Source organism: Pseudomonas sp. B1-22 (genome assembly GCF_050474425.1).
Lineage (GTDB): Bacteria > Pseudomonadota > Gammaproteobacteria > Pseudomonadales > Pseudomonadaceae > Pseudomonas.
Genome location: NZ_JBCHVH010000001.1, coordinates 321,624 through 335,343, shown reverse-complemented (window position 1 = coordinate 335,343; position 13,720 = coordinate 321,624). Strand labels below are relative to the sequence as shown.

16 protein-coding genes are annotated in these 13,720 nt (G+C 65.1%); 10 read left to right on the top strand and 6 right to left on the bottom strand.

Annotated elements, in window-relative coordinates; genetic code table 11:
- Nucleotides 1–144 precede the first annotated feature (144 nt).
- Entirely contained in the window at nt 145–1,860 is a 1,716-nt protein-coding gene (locus ACQ5BL_RS01595) for a proline--tRNA ligase (RefSeq protein WP_243805740.1), read from the top strand.
- Between the two features lie 8 nt (nt 1,861–1,868).
- The gene (locus tag ACQ5BL_RS01590; RefSeq protein ID WP_243805742.1) at nt 1,869–2,828 is read left to right on the top strand and encodes a hypothetical protein; all 960 of its coding nucleotides are present in this window, start codon (nt 1,869–1,871) and stop codon (nt 2,826–2,828) included.
- Nucleotides 2,829–3,077: 249 nt separating this feature from the next.
- On the opposite strand, the gene ACQ5BL_RS01585 is transcribed toward ACQ5BL_RS01590, so the two are convergent.
- On the bottom strand, nt 3,078–3,353 hold the full coding sequence (locus ACQ5BL_RS01585; protein ID WP_207885042.1) for an acylphosphatase: 276 nt from the start codon (nt 3,351–3,353) through the stop codon (nt 3,078–3,080).
- Nucleotides 3,353–3,823: a TlpA disulfide reductase family protein gene (locus ACQ5BL_RS01580; RefSeq protein WP_243805744.1), complete on the bottom strand. Its 471-nt coding sequence runs from the start codon at nt 3,821–3,823 to the stop codon at nt 3,353–3,355. Before ACQ5BL_RS01580 ends, ACQ5BL_RS01585 begins: the two co-directional genes overlap by 1 nt.
- A gap of 30 nt (nt 3,824–3,853) precedes the next feature.
- Between ACQ5BL_RS01580 and ACQ5BL_RS01575 the strand changes: the two genes are divergently transcribed.
- Entirely contained in the window at nt 3,854–5,263 is a 1,410-nt protein-coding gene (locus ACQ5BL_RS01575) for a PilZ domain-containing protein (RefSeq protein WP_243805746.1), read from the top strand.
- 184 nt (nt 5,264–5,447) lie between these two features.
- Nucleotides 5,448–5,843 carry a hypothetical protein gene (locus ACQ5BL_RS01570; protein WP_243805748.1) on the top strand — a complete coding sequence of 132 codons (396 nt, stop codon included), beginning with the start codon at nt 5,448–5,450 and terminating at the stop codon, nt 5,841–5,843.
- On the opposite strand, the gene ACQ5BL_RS01565 is transcribed toward ACQ5BL_RS01570, so the two are convergent.
- Together ACQ5BL_RS01565 and ACQ5BL_RS01560 are read right to left on the bottom strand one after the other, a co-directional pair.
- On the bottom strand, nt 5,844–6,083 hold the full coding sequence (locus tag ACQ5BL_RS01565; RefSeq protein WP_207885047.1) for a hypothetical protein: 240 nt from the start codon (nt 6,081–6,083) through the stop codon (nt 5,844–5,846).
- Between the two features lie 121 nt (nt 6,084–6,204).
- Nucleotides 6,205–7,434 carry a YihY family inner membrane protein gene (locus ACQ5BL_RS01560; protein ID WP_207885050.1) on the bottom strand — a complete coding sequence of 410 codons (1,230 nt, stop codon included), beginning with the start codon at nt 7,432–7,434 and terminating at the stop codon, nt 6,205–6,207.
- 124 nt (nt 7,435–7,558) lie between these two features.
- On the opposite strand from ACQ5BL_RS01560, the gene arsC reads away from it, so the two are divergent.
- Genes arsC through ACQ5BL_RS01545 form a run of 3 tightly spaced genes read left to right on the top strand, consistent with a single transcriptional unit; the run spans nt 7,559 to nt 8,955 of the window.
- The gene (arsC, locus tag ACQ5BL_RS01555) at nt 7,559–7,912 is read left to right on the top strand and encodes an arsenate reductase (glutaredoxin) (RefSeq protein WP_243805750.1); all 354 of its coding nucleotides are present in this window, start codon (nt 7,559–7,561) and stop codon (nt 7,910–7,912) included.
- A complete protein-coding gene (gene wrbA / locus ACQ5BL_RS01550) occupies nt 7,909–8,505 on the top strand; it encodes an NAD(P)H:quinone oxidoreductase (RefSeq protein ID WP_207885052.1) in 597 nt (198 codons plus the stop codon). Before arsC ends, wrbA begins: the two co-directional genes overlap by 4 nt.
- A complete protein-coding gene (locus tag ACQ5BL_RS01545) occupies nt 8,506–8,955 on the top strand; it encodes a DUF2069 domain-containing protein (protein WP_207885053.1) in 450 nt (149 codons plus the stop codon). It begins immediately after the preceding gene.
- A gap of 24 nt (nt 8,956–8,979) precedes the next feature.
- Here the strand turns inward: ACQ5BL_RS01545 and hda are convergent, their stop codons facing one another.
- Nucleotides 8,980–9,684 (bottom strand): DnaA regulatory inactivator Hda, encoded by a 705-nt coding sequence (hda, locus tag ACQ5BL_RS01540; protein ID WP_152221526.1) that lies wholly within the window; start codon nt 9,682–9,684, stop codon nt 8,980–8,982.
- A gap of 156 nt (nt 9,685–9,840) precedes the next feature.
- The gene (locus ACQ5BL_RS01535) at nt 9,841–10,881 is read right to left on the bottom strand and encodes a DUF2066 domain-containing protein (protein WP_243805752.1); all 1,041 of its coding nucleotides are present in this window, start codon (nt 10,879–10,881) and stop codon (nt 9,841–9,843) included.
- A gap of 209 nt (nt 10,882–11,090) precedes the next feature.
- On the opposite strand from ACQ5BL_RS01535, the gene purM reads away from it, so the two are divergent.
- From purM to ACQ5BL_RS01520, 3 genes are read left to right on the top strand one after another with little or no spacing between them, the layout of a single operon-like run.
- Nucleotides 11,091–12,152, top strand: coding sequence for a phosphoribosylformylglycinamidine cyclo-ligase (purM, locus tag ACQ5BL_RS01530; protein WP_243805754.1), 1,062 nt, complete (start codon nt 11,091–11,093; stop codon nt 12,150–12,152).
- Nucleotides 12,152–12,802, top strand: a complete 651-nt coding sequence (purN, locus tag ACQ5BL_RS01525) for a phosphoribosylglycinamide formyltransferase (RefSeq protein WP_207885056.1) — start codon at nt 12,152–12,154, stop codon at nt 12,800–12,802. Before purM ends, purN begins: the two co-directional genes overlap by 1 nt.
- Before the next feature lie 10 nt (nt 12,803–12,812).
- The gene (locus ACQ5BL_RS01520) at nt 12,813–13,529 is read left to right on the top strand and encodes a DUF3108 domain-containing protein (RefSeq protein WP_207885057.1); all 717 of its coding nucleotides are present in this window, start codon (nt 12,813–12,815) and stop codon (nt 13,527–13,529) included.
- The last annotated feature ends 191 nt before the right edge of the window (nt 13,530–13,720 follow it).

Below are 13,720 nucleotides of genomic sequence, written 5' to 3'. Positions count from 1 at the left end.
CCGGATGAACGCCTGCACCTGCGCTGCACTGAGTCGACTCACCTTGCTCCTCCGTCTCTGCCCGCCGCGCCCTGTACGCAGCCAGACCTGCACCGTACAATGCCCAGCCTATATCCCTCTTCGCAACCGACATAACGGCCAAAGATGCGTACCAGTCAGTACCTGCTTTCCACTCTGAAAGAAACCCCTTCCGATGCGGTCGTCATCAGCCATCAGCTGATGCTGCGCGCCGGCATGATCCGCAAGCTGGCGTCCGGTCTGTACACCTGGCTGCCAATGGGTCTGCGGGTACTGCGCAAGGTCGAGGCCATCGTTCGCGAGGAAATGAACGCCGCCGGCGCCCTGGAAGTGCTGATGCCCGCCATCCAGCCCGCCGAACTGTGGCAGGAGTCCGGTCGCTGGCAGCAGTACGGCCCCGAGCTGCTGCGCGTCAAGGACCGCCATGACCGCGACTTCTGCGTCGGCCCGACCCACGAGGAAGTCATCACCGATCTGGCGCGCAATGAGCTGAACAGCTACAAGCAGCTGCCGATCAACATGTACCAGATCCAGACCAAGTTCCGTGACGAGATCCGTCCGCGCTTCGGCCTGATGCGTGGCCGCGAGTTCATCATGAAGGACGCCTACTCCTTCCACACCAGCCAGGAGTCCCTGCAGGCGACCTACGACGTCATGTACGACGCGTACAGCAAGATCTTCACCCGCCTGGGCCTGGACTTCCGCGCCGTGCAGGCCGACAACGGCTCCATCGGCGGCAGCGGCTCCCACGAATTCCACGTGCTGGCCGGCTCCGGTGAGGACGACATCGTCTTCGGCGAATCCACCGACTACGCCGCCAACATCGAGAAGGCCGAGGCCCTGCCCCGTGAAACCGCTCGCGGCGCCGCTACCGAGGAACTGCGCCTGGTCGACACCCCCGAGACCAAGACCATCGCCGACCTGGTCGAGAAATTCGGCGCGCCGATCGAGAAGACCATCAAGACCCTGGTCGTGCATGCGGCCGAGGAGGGCAAGCTGATCGCCCTGGTCGTTCGTGGCGACCATGAACTCAACGAGATCAAGGCCGGCAACCACCCGCTGGTAGCCAGCCCCCTGCAGATGGCCAGCGAAGCGGACATCAAGGCCGCCATCGGCGCCGCTCCCGGCTCCCTCGGCCCGCTGAACCTTGCGCTGCCCTGCATCATCGACCGCTCCGTGGCCCTGATGAGCGACTTCGTCGCCGGTGCCAACGTCGACGACAAGCACTACTTCGGCGTGAACTGGGAACGCGACCTGCCGGTACCGGAGATCGCCGACCTGCGTAACGTCGTCGAGGGCGACCCGAGTCCGGACGGCCAGGGCACCCTGGTGATCCGCCGCGGCATCGAAGTCGGCCACATCTTCCAGCTCGGCACCAAGTACAGCGACGCCATGAAGCTCTCCGTACTGGGCGAGAGCGGCAAGCCGGTCACCCTGATCATGGGCTGCTACGGCATCGGCGTATCCCGCGTGGTCGCCGCCGCCATCGAGCAGAACTACGACGACCGCGGCATCCTCTGGCCGGCCGCACTGGCGCCCTTCCAGATCGCCATCGTGCCGATGAAGTACGAGAACGAAGCCGTGCGCGCCGCCACCGACAAGCTGTACGCCGACCTCACCGCCGCCGGCTTCGAAGTGCTGCTGGACGACCGTGACAAGAAGACCAGCCCCGGCGTGAAGTTCGCCGACATGGAGCTGATCGGTATTCCGCACCGCATCGTCGTCAGCGAGCGCGGCCTGGACGAAGGCACCCTGGAGTACAAGGGCCGCCGTGACGCCGAGTCGCAACCGGTTGCCCTGTCCGACCTGCAAGCCTTCATCACGGCCAAGATCCGCAACTGAGCAGAGCGATGTCCACCGGAAGTACCACAAGCCTCGCGGCTGCCGCCCTGTGCGGCAGCCTCCTGCTGAGCGGCTGCGCCAACCAGCTGTCGCAACGCAGCGAGCATGAAGAGCGAGTCGAGCGCAAGCTGCTCGACCATAGCCTGCAGATCGACGTGGGCACGCCGGGCACTCTGGAACTGCCGCAGCGCCGCATTCGCGTGCAGGAACAGAAGACCTTCGAAGTCACCGAGTTCGAGGTCACCCGCCGCTACGACCGCTACACGCCGTATCAGGGCTGGCGGAAGGTGTACGAGATGCCGCTGGGCATCGTCGCCTTCGTTGGCGGTATTGGCGCCAACGTGGTCAACGTGTTCGCCCTCGGCAACCTGCCGGAAAGCGTCACCCGAGGCTGGATTCGCTACGGCATCGACGGCATGAATCCGTTCATGAACGTGCAGTCCAACGGCCGCGCCGAACAGAACCTGGCAAGCATCGAAGAACAGCAGCGCGACAAGCGCACGGAATACTCGAGCCTGCCATGGTCGGAGCGCCCGGTGATCGTCACCGTCGGCAAGAACTCCCAGGAACTGCTGACCGACCGCCATGGCGTACTGCGCCTGAACCTGCTGGACGGCCCCTTCAGCGACGAAGAAGTGAGCCGCATCGGCCGCCTGCAATTCAGCGTGCAGGACCCGTCGGACGACACCCGCGCCGATGCCAGCCTGCTGGTCAGCCGTTCGCTGCGCGGCAAGCTGCAGGAAGCCCACCGGCTGATCTACGACGACCTGGAAGCGGATGATGTGCACCACTGGGTGCACCGTGTGAAGCGACTTTCCGACCTCGGCCTGGAAGAAGAAGCCAGTGAGCTGGAACAGAGCCTGATCGAGCTGACCCGCAACGATCCGGAGCTGCAGAAGGAGTTTCTCCACAGCCTGATGACCGACGCCGGTCGCCTGGCCGCCGATCCCGGCGCCGCCAGCAACTGACTCAGAGCCTATTTACGATCGCGCACGCTGGCGCAGAACAAGGCGCAACGACCAACGGGAGTAACAGCCGCAGGCTGGCCCGAAGGGTGAGCGCCAGCGAATCAAATAGGCGAGGACGCGGAGGGTAAATAAGCAGTACTCGCTGCGCTCGCCCCTGCGGGGCCGCGCTAAAGCGCGTTAGCCGCAAGCGGCTTCCTCGCCTGCTTTTAACGCAGTTATGCCGACGCACAGCCGATCGTAATGAGGCTCTCAGCGGCGCACGATGAAGCCGGTGATTCCCTGAGGCGTCATCGGCTCCAGCTCCACCGCCGTCACCTTCGCCTTCGCCGGCCCGCGAGCCAGCCACTTCTCCAGCTCGCGCACGGCGCCCTCCTCGCCTTCGAGCAGCACCTCCACCCGACCGTCGTCCAGATTGCGTGCCCAGCCATCGATATCGAGGCGCTCGGCCTGTTCCTGGGTGCTCTGGCGGAAGTACACGCCCTGCACCTTGCCACTCACATAGCCATGCAGACAGATTCTGGCCATCAGCGCTTCTCCTCCCGCAATGCAGTCAGGCGCGTCTGCAGGCCGGCGGCGGTCTGCTCGCCAAGCAACTGCTCGCGCAACTTGCCTTCAGGGTCGACGATATAGGTTACAGGCAGCGCTTCGCTGTGCGGCAGGCTGTAGCGCGGCGCGGGGTCGTCAGCCAGCACGGTGTACTGCACATCCAGAGCCTGTGCAGCCTTCGCCAGGTCGGCGTCGCGCAACCCGTCGAAGTTCACACCCAACACCCGGAAGCCGTGCGTCTTGCCCTCCTCCGCGAGTCTGTTCAGCTCGGGAATTTCCTTGCGGCACGGCGCGCACCATTCGGCCCAATAATTAATGACTAGCCACTGGCCATCCATGCTCGCAGCAGTTACTTTCTGCCCATGCTGATCGATGCCATAGTCCGCCGAACAACCGGCCAGGAGCAGGCCGGCGACCAGTCCCATCAGATTACGGAGCCGCACTCCCATGCCTTCAGTCCTCGTGTATGCGGGGTGTTCATGACGCTCGACGCCTTGCGTCTGGAGGTGCCGGATATCCTTGAAGAGGACTCCGATGCAGTAAGCAATCTGGTAGCTGTGCTTCAGGAGTCCCGACGTCTTTCCCTGCAGGAAGGACTGCAGAAGGCCCTTGGCTCGCTGTTTCGCCTCAATCGATGTGCGCTGACCTTACTGGAAAGGCAACGCACCCTGCAAAGCCTCACCGAAGAATATCGCCACTATTCGCAGTGGGTTCGCCACGAAAAGCCCCCTCCGCAGCTCTTCGTGCACTTCTGCACAGAACTGGCGGCTGGCTTCAAGCGTCTTTCGCTGCAAATCCTGCATGGCCGCAAGCCGTCCCGGCCGCACATGGCCTGGAGCCTTTACATGGCTCAGCACTTTCTGGCCCAGGCGCTGCTGCGTCACTACCAGCAATACCAGCAGCCGCCCGGCGTGCTCTGGCGCGACTGCCACCTGCTGTACTGGATCGGCGAACAGCAGGAGTGCCTCGACGAGCCGGTGGCCGCCGCCTTCGACCCCATTCCCGCCGGCACGCTGCGCGGCCTCTACCAGCAGATACTGCTGCTCGCCCTGAGCAACCCCTTCCACCTGACCGAAGGCGAAGCCCCGCAACTGTTCAGCGCCCTTGCGCCCCTCGCCGCCCTCGGGCGGCTGCAGCCCTGGGACGCCGAGGAGCAGGAGGGGTATCTGGTCGACCTGGGAGCCGACGTGCCCTGCATCAGCGCCGAGCAGATCGCGGATACACCACCTGAACAGCTGCGCCGCCTGGAACTGGGCGCCTTGCTGATTGCCCTGGACGACCCCGCTCCCTTGCGTCACGCCGACCAGGGCGCCCTGCTGGAGCGCGTCCGCCATCACTGGCTGGGGCACCACCCGCGTCGCCACGAGCGCACGGAGCAGACCGGTACCTGCCAGCTGATCGTTGGCCTTGGCGCCATCCAGCAGCACCTGCTCAACCCCAACGCCCAGGGCGGCTACGAAGCCGGGATACTCGATGTCAGCGCCGGCGGCGCCCGTATCCGCTGCGCCGGCAATCGCGCCAACCAGTTCCCGGTCGGCCAGTTGCTGCTGATCCTCAACAACAACGGCACACCGACCCTGGCCATCGTGCGCTGGCGGCACATCAACAGCGACGGACTGCACCTGGGCCTGCGCTATCTGAAAGGCCTTCCCCGTCCTGTCTGGTTGCGCCGCACACCTGATGCCCAGCGTCATCCCGGCGTGCTGCAGAGCACCCCGGAACCCGGCAATGGCTGGTACCACGGGCTGTGGCTGCCCCACGGGCAGTTCGTGGAAGGTGAGAACCTCTGGCTGCAACTGGCCAGCTTTGACAACCAGACGATCCTGCCGCTGCCACCTACCAACCTGAACACGCCCCTCGTCTCCCGGCATCCGCTACGGCTTGCCTGAAAGCTGAATTGCGAGACAAGTCACAGCCAAGATCGGCAGTACGCCCGGTTTGTCGGAAATTGCCCACTTATAATTCGGAACGTTCGTCCGAACCGACTAGACGCCCATCATCCAGCCGCTTCTCGTCAGCCCCAGCATGCGGCAGGCGCCACGTACGCCGCCCACTCTCGACAGGATCGTCCCGATGCAGCCCAACGACCAGCTCGTCAGCAAGGTTCCCAGCCACATCGTCAGCAACGCACGCTCCGCAAGCTCGGCCAGCGGTGGTCGCCTGAGCGACTACAACGTCGCCGCCTGGTTGCACCTGCCTGGAGTAGCGGAGTTGCCGGTGACGCTGGTGGTCACCTATCGGGATGGCGAACAGGCTCGGGAAGTGGCCGTTGACCACGGCACGGTGAATGCGCAAAGCCGCATCCTGCTGTCGGGCATCGCCCGCCTGCCGTTCCGCCAGCGAATCGAGGATATGCAGGTGAGATTGCGCACAGCCGTCGGCCTGTCGCGCCTGGTGGTCGAGGAGATTTTCATACAAGCCGTCGAGCAGCAGGAAAGCGCCGTCAGACCGATGGCCACAAGTCTCTGATCAACCCAACTGCCGTACCTGGGTGACAACTTCGGGCTCGGGCTCGGTCTGCGGCGGCATGCCCTTCAGCGCATCCTGCACGGTGGGCAACAACGACTCCGGCCAACTGCTGAACTGCAGACCAGTAATTCTATTCAGCCTCTCCAGCGCGCTTTGCGGATCACGCTGATGCAGGTGTACTACTTTTTTCTGGTCGTCGTTCATGGATTCGCTGGCCTTGAAGGAACTTCTACAGGACATCATTGTCCTGTCAGACTTTTAGCCAGAACCGTGCCAATTCACACACAGCCTTGATTGGCGCGTCCCACATCAAGCAAGAAACTTCCGACGCATCAGAATCGCCCGAAACTGACGTTTTACGTCACTCAGAATGTGACGGCTTCAACCATTCTGCGAGGCTTGCGCCGAAAAGCGCCTGCCGTTCCTCCTGATAGTGTTTCAGGGTTTCCCGCAAGGCGGGGTACCACGGCTCGTCCAGCTCCGCCGGCAAGGCATCGAGGCACGGCAGCGGCCAGGGGCTGCGGTTGAGCAGGTGATGCAGGCGGTAGCTGCCCAGGTCACGGCACAGCACCCAGGATGCACTGGTCGCGCCCACGCGGCAGACCAGCTGTTCTCGCTCCAGAAAGTCGAGAATCTCCTCCCACTCGTCTTCCGGCAACAGCCATCCCGAGCGGTGCAGGTGCTCCAGACGGGTCGGCAAGCCATGGCGCTGGCGATCGAAGAACACCCGCAGCACCCCAAGGATCACCAGCAGGCGCGGCAGCGCGCGGCGGCGCCACAGGCGCGTCGAGGACAGGTTGCAGACCAGCTCCGCGCCAAACAGCACGATCAGCCACGACAGATAGATCCACAACAGGAACAGCGGCACCGTGGCGAAGGCGCCATAGATCAGCTTGTAACCGGGGAACAGGCTGACATAGAGACCGAACAGCGACTTCGCCGCCTCGAAGAGGATGGCAGTGAACACGCCGCCGGCCAGGGCATGCAGGAACGGCACCCGCGCATTGGGTACCGCCGCGTAGATCAGGGTGAAAGCTGCCACGCTGAACAGCAGCGGCATGAACTTCAGCAGCGTCGCCGCGCCCGGCAGGGCGTGGGGGCCGGACAACAGGGACAGCGAGGTAATGTACGTCGATACGGCGAAGCCCGTGCCCAGCAGCAGCGGTCCCAGGCTGAGAATCGCCCAGTACAGCAGGAAGCGGGCAACGCCACGGCGCGGCTGGCGTACCCGCCAGATGGCGTTGAAGGCTCTCTCGATGGTCACCAGCATGGTGAACGCGGTGACCGCCAGGAACGCCACGCCCAGCCAGGTCAGGTGTCGCGCCTGCACGGTGAAGTTGCGCAGGTAGGCCTCCACCGCCTCGCCCGTGGAGGGCACGAAGTTGCGGAACACGAACAACTGGATGCGCTCGCCCATGCCTTCGAAGGCCGGCACGGCGGAGAGCATGGCGAAGGTCACGGTCATCATCGGGACGACGGCGAACAACGTGGTATAGGTCAGGGCCGCCGCGCTGTTGGGCGCCTTGTCGGCGAGGAAGCGCTGGACCAGATAACGGCCGAACTCGACCAGGCCCTGCAAGCGTTCGCGCATGAATTGTCCTTTGGCTGCACAGAAAAACCGTCCTCATGGATCGCGCCGCACGACAGCGGTTCAGTCCGATCCGGGGAGGCGGTTAGAATAGCCGCCACTCCATCGGCCTTGCGAGTCCCGGCACATGAGCCAGATTTCACTGTTCCACAACCCCCGCTGCTCGAAATCCCGCGGCGCCCTCGAACTGCTGGAAGAACGCGGCATCCAGCCGGAGGTCATCCGCTACCTGGAAAACCCGCCCAGCGCGGCCGAGCTCAAGGCCCTGCTGGGCAAGCTCGACATCGGCGCGCGCCAGCTGCTGCGCACTGGCGAGGACGAGTACAAGACGCTCGACCTGGCCAACCCTGCGCTCAGCGACGAGCAACTGATCGCGGCGATGGCCAGCCATCCCAAGCTGATCGAGCGACCGATCCTCATCGTCGGCGACAAGGCGGTGATCGGCCGTCCGCCGGAGAAGGTGCTGGAGATACTGCCTTGAGCACGCCCTACATCCTGGTCCTGTACTACAGCCGCCACGGCGCCACCGCCGAGATGGCCCGGCAGATCGCCCGTGGCGTCGAGCAAGGCGGACTGGAGGCGCGCGTGCGCACGGTGCCGGCGGTTTCCACCGAGTGCGAAGCCGTGGCTCCGGACATCCCCGCCGAAGGTGCTCTCTATGCCACCCTCGACGACCTGAAGGGCTGCGCCGGCCTGGCCCTGGGCAGCCCGACGCGCTTCGGCAACATGGCCGCGCCGCTCAAGTACTTCCTCGACGGCACCAGCAGCCTCTGGCTGACCGGCGGGCTGGTCGGCAAGCCGGCGGCGGTCTTCACTTCCACCGCCAGCCTCCACGGCGGCCAGGAAACCACGCAGCTGTCGATGCTGCTGCCGTTGCTGCACCACGGCATGATCGTCACCGGCATCCCCTACAGCGAGCCGGCGCTGCTGGAAACCCGCGGCGGCGGCACGCCCTACGGCGCCAGCCACTTCGCCGGAGCGGACGGCAAGCGCAGCCTCGATGAACACGAAATTACCCTGTGCCGCGCGCTGGGCAAGCGCCTGGCCGAAGTTGCACGCAAACTGGAGAGCTGAATGGCCCGCAAGAACAAACCGCTGCCGCCCATGGAATGGCTCAAGCCCCGGCTGGCCGCCAGCCGGGCCATCGCCCTCGGCAGCTTCATCGGCCTGATTCTGCTCATCGTCATCTGGGACGTGCTGTTCGCCGACGCCCATGGCGCCGCCCATTGGGTACCCTGGGTCGTCCTGGCGTTCAAGCTGCTGCCGCTGCTGGTGGTGGCGCCGGGCATCCTGATCGGCAGCGCGCGCGGCCATGCCTGGGCGTGCTACGTGATCAACCTGTACTTCATCCTCGGCGTGCTCAACGCCTTCGATCCCAACCACGCCATTTTCGGCTGGGCGGAAATCATCCTCAGCGTGTCGCTGTTCTGTTCCGCACTGGTGTACACGCGCTGGCGCTTCCAGTACGACCGCAAGCGCGCTGGCGAAGGCGAAGAGCCGAAGCAGGAAGCGACGAGCGCCTGATCTACCGCGAGGGAAGCCTGGGCCTTACCAGCCCATGGTTTCCTTCAGGAAGGGAATGGTCAGCTTGCGCTGGGCCTGCAGCGAGGCCTTGTCCAGCTCGTCCAGCAGGTCGAAGAGGAACTGCATGCTGCGCGCACCGCGGGTGAGGATGAAGCGCCCCACTTCGTCGGTCAGGTGCAGGCCACGGCGCGAGGCGCGCAGCTGCAGGGCACGGAGCTTCTCGTCGTCGGTCAGCGGGTGCAGCTGGAAGATCAGCGAGAGGGTCAGGCGGGATTTCAGGTCCGGCAGCTTCACCGGCAGCTCGCGCGGCGATACCGAGGCCGACAGCAGCAGCTTGCGGCCGGAATCGCGCAGGCGGTTGAACAGGTGGAACAGCCCCTCTTCCCACTCCCGTTTGCCGGCCAGCGCATCGAGGTCGTCGAGGCACACCAGCTCGCGCTGTTCGAGGTTGTCGAAGATTTCCGGGCCGTACGGCACCAGGTCCGCCATCGGCAGGTAGACGGACGGCTCGCCCAGCTGTTCGGAACGGATGCAGGCGGCCTGCAACAGATGGCTGCGACCCACGCCTTCGGCGCCCCAGAGATAGATCAGGCTCTCCGTCCAGCCCGCTTCCGGTTCGCACAGACGCTCGACATAGCCCAGCGCCGCCGCATTGGCGCCGGGATAATAGTTGGCGAACGTTGCGTCATCGCGCAGGCGTACGCTTAAGGGGAGCTGCATAGGAGTCATGCGGGCCGGGCGTTTCTTCAATCGCGTGGGTGGGCCGTGGTGACTGAAAGTTTATCCAAATCAGAAGGATAACGCAGCTATTCAGTGCGGATCAGAGCGGCCGGGGCCTGGGAACGGGACTTTGTCCACGCCCGGGCCCCGTCTCGACGGGCAAGGTTACCAGTGGAAGCGCAGGACGTTCGCCCGCGGCACGGCGGGATTCGGCACGGGCTGCCCGTTGGCATCCACCGCCGGCTGGGCCGGTTCGGCGGGCGATTCCTGCAGACGGGCCAGAGCCAGTTGTGCGCGCAGTTGCTCGGGGCTGGCGGTCACGTTGTAGACCAGCTTGCCGCCCTGCACCAACACCAGCTTGGCGCCCATGGGCTCCAGCAGGCGCGATACCTCGGCATAGCGGGCCAGGTCAGCACCTTCGATCTGCAGCACCTGCGCGGTGGCGGCGCCGGCGGAACCGACGAAGCGTTGCGACAGACGCTGGGAAACCCCCAGCATCACCGCATCGGCCAGCGCATCGGGGGTATCACCCTGGGCCTGGCCCTGTTCGCGGCTGTCGCCCATCCACACGCGCCAGGTGGCGGTCCACTTGCCGTCGGCTTCCTTGGCGTCCACCGCCAGCAGGGCATCAGCGCCGTAGCGCTCGGAGGCGGATTTCAGCGCATCGGGCTGGGCGGCATTGAGATTTTCAGCGGTGCCGACCTGCTGCTCGCCGAGGTCGGCCATCGGCAGGCGCAGCGGCAGGCCGCGGCGCTGGGCGGCACGGTTCAGCGGCGCGGCGGCCTCCTGGCTGTCACCCACCAGGCTGCTGCCGTTGGCCCCCTCGTTCAGCCACCACGCCAGCACGGACGGACGGCTGGCACCCCACACCTGCAGGCCGGCCTGGCGCAGCGCGTTGTCGGTGGCGGTCGGGTCGAAGTCGACCACCAGCGCCATGGGCGGGCCGTTTTCGTAACCGTACTGGCTGATCAGCTGCTGCGGGTCCTTGAAGTAACCGGCCATTGCCGGGCTTTGCAGGCCACGGCTGTCGCCGGTAAGGCGCTGCACCAGGGTCTGCAGGGCGCGGGTCAGGCCGGCGTTGCGTTCGTCCGGCTGCTGGGAGGCGACCGGCTCGTGGACCTGGTAAAGGTTGCCCAGCGTTTCAGCGAAGGTCGGCAGACTGAGCAGCGACAGGCAGAGGATCAACAGGCGGGCAGTCAGGCGCATGGCGGGCTCTCGCGGAAGAATCGGGACGCCGCATCGTGCGAGGCGGCAAAGAAGGCCTATACCTTAAACAGCCGTCCAGCCAGCGGCAACAGCGCGAGATGGCCGCTGCCGGGCAAGCCTGATAAAATCCCGCGCCTCCCGCGCAGGCTGAGCGCGCCGATGGCGTGCTCTGGCCGCAAGACGAATCACCCCTCTATAGGCCTGGATTTATGAGCAACAAGCAACCCTCGTTGAGCTACAAGGACGCCGGTGTGGACATCGACGCCGGCGAAGCCCTGGTCGAACGCATCAAAGGCGTCGCCAAGCGCACCGCGCGTCCGGAAGTGATGGGCGGCCTGGGTGGCTTCGGCGCTCTGTGCGAAATCCCGGCCGGCTACAAGCAGCCCGTGCTGGTCTCCGGCACCGACGGCGTCGGCACCAAGCTGCGCCTGGCGCTGAACCTGAACAAGCACGACAGCATCGGCCAGGACCTGGTCGCCATGTGCGTGAACGACCTGGTCGTGTGCGGCGCCGAGCCGCTGTTCTTCCTCGACTACTACGCCACCGGCAAGCTCAACGTCGACGTGGCCGCCACCGTGGTCACCGGCATCGGCGCCGGCTGCGAACTGGCCGGCTGCTCCCTGGTCGGTGGTGAAACCGCCGAAATGCCGGGCATGTACGAAGGCGAGGACTACGACCTGGCCGGCTTCTGCGTCGGCGTGGTGGAAAAATCGGAAATCATCGACGGCTCGAAAGTGGTCGCCGGCGACGCCCTGATCGCCCTGCCCTCCTCCGGCCCGCACTCCAACGGCTACTCGCTGATCCGCAAGATCATCGAAGTCTCCGGCGCCGACATCGAGGCCACCCAACTGGACGGCAAGCCCCTGGCCGACCTGCTGATGGCCCCGACCCGCATCTACGTGAAGCCGCTGCTGCAGCTGATCAAGCAGACCGGCGCGGTCAAGGCCATGGCCCACATCACCGGCGGCGGCCTGCTGGACAACATCCCGCGCGTACTGCCGGACAACGCCCAGGCCGTGATCGACGTGGCCAGCTGGCAGCGCCCGGCGGTCTTCGACTGGCTGCAGGAAAAAGGCAACGTCGACGAGACCGAGATGCACCGCGTGCTGAACTGCGGCGTGGGCATGGTCATCTGCGTGGCCCAGGACCAGGTCGAAGCGTCGCTCAAGGCCCTGTGTGACGCCGGCGAGCAGCCGTGGGTCATCGGCAGCATCGACGCCTGTGCCGCCGACGCCGAGCGCGTGGTCCTGAACAACCTGAAAGGCCACTGATGTCCACACCTTGCAATGTCGTGGTGCTGATTTCCGGCTCCGGCAGCAACCTGCAAGCCCTGATCGACAGCCTCGCCGACGCCCCGTCGTCGGCGGTGATCCGCGCGGTGGTATCCAACCGCGCGGACGCCTACGGCCTTGAGCGCGCGCGCAAGGCCGGCATCGAGACCTGCGTCCTCGACCACAAGGCCTATGCCGATCGTGAAAGCTTCGATGCCGCGCTGGTCCAGGCCATCGACGGCTTCAGCCCCGACCTGGTGCTGCTCGCCGGCTTCATGCGCATCCTCAGCCCCGGCTTCGTGCGCCACTACCACGGCCGCCTGTTGAACATCCATCCGTCCCTGCTGCCCAAGTACAAGGGCCTGCACACGCACCAGCGCGCGCTGGAAGCCGGCGACGCGGAACATGGCTGCAGCGTGCACTTCGTCACGGAGGAACTTGATGGAGGTCCTCTGGTCGTACAGGCGGCAATACCGGTACAGTCTGTCGACACGCCGGAGACGCTGGCGCAGCGCGTTCACTTGCAGGAGCACGTGATCTACCCGCTGGCCATGCACTGGTTCGCCGAAGGCCGTTTGCGCCTGGGCGAGCAAGGCGCCACGCTGGATGGGGAGCCTCTCCCCGCCTCCGGCTATTCGTACCGAACCTAGGAGATTCGTGATGCGTAGAGCCCTGCTGTTCCTGATGGCAGTACTGACCCTGCCGGCACAGGCTTTCGAGCTGAAGCCGTTCGAGGCCAGCTACACCGCCGACTGGAAACAGATGCCGATCAGCGGGACCGCCTCCCGCAGCCTCAAGCAAGGCGACGGCGGTCGCTGGGAACTGGATTTCAAGGCGTCGATGCTGCTCGCCAGCCTCACCGAAAGCAGCACCTTTAAAGTCGAAAATGACGTCTACATGCCCCTGACCTACCGTTGGGCGCGTGAAGGTCTGGGCAAGAACAAGCAGACCGAGCTCGATTTCGATTGGGCCGAGAAGCAGGTGCTGGGCAGCGACCGCGGCGACCAGGTGCGCCAGCCGCTGAACAAGGGCCAGCTGGACAAGTCCACCTACCAGCTCGCGCTGCAGCACGACGTTGCCGTCGGCAAGAAGGCCATGAGCTACCAGGTGATCGAGGGTACCGAGACCGATACCTACGATTTCCGCGTGCTCGGCGAGGAAAAGGTCCGCACCCAGGCCGGCCTGATCACCGCCATCAAGGTAGAGCGCGTGCGCGACCCCACCAAGAGCAACCGCAAGACCATCCTCTGGTTCGCCAAGGATTGGGACTTCCTGCTCGTGCGCCTGTATCAGCAGGAGTCCGACGGCAAGGAGTACCAGATCATGCTCAAGGACGGCACCGTGGGCGGCAAGACCGTCCAGGGCGAAAAGGGCTGATCCTTCAGCGCAACGAAAAAGCCGGGCAGTTGCCCGGCTTTTTTATTGCCTGTTCACTGCGGCGCAAAGCCCTTTGTAGGAGCGAGCTTGCTCGCGAACACTGTTCCAGGCTGCATCAGAGTCAAGCGGTTCGCGAGCAAGCTCGCTCCTACCAAAAGCAAAAAAGCCAGGCGATGCCCGGCTTTTTCATG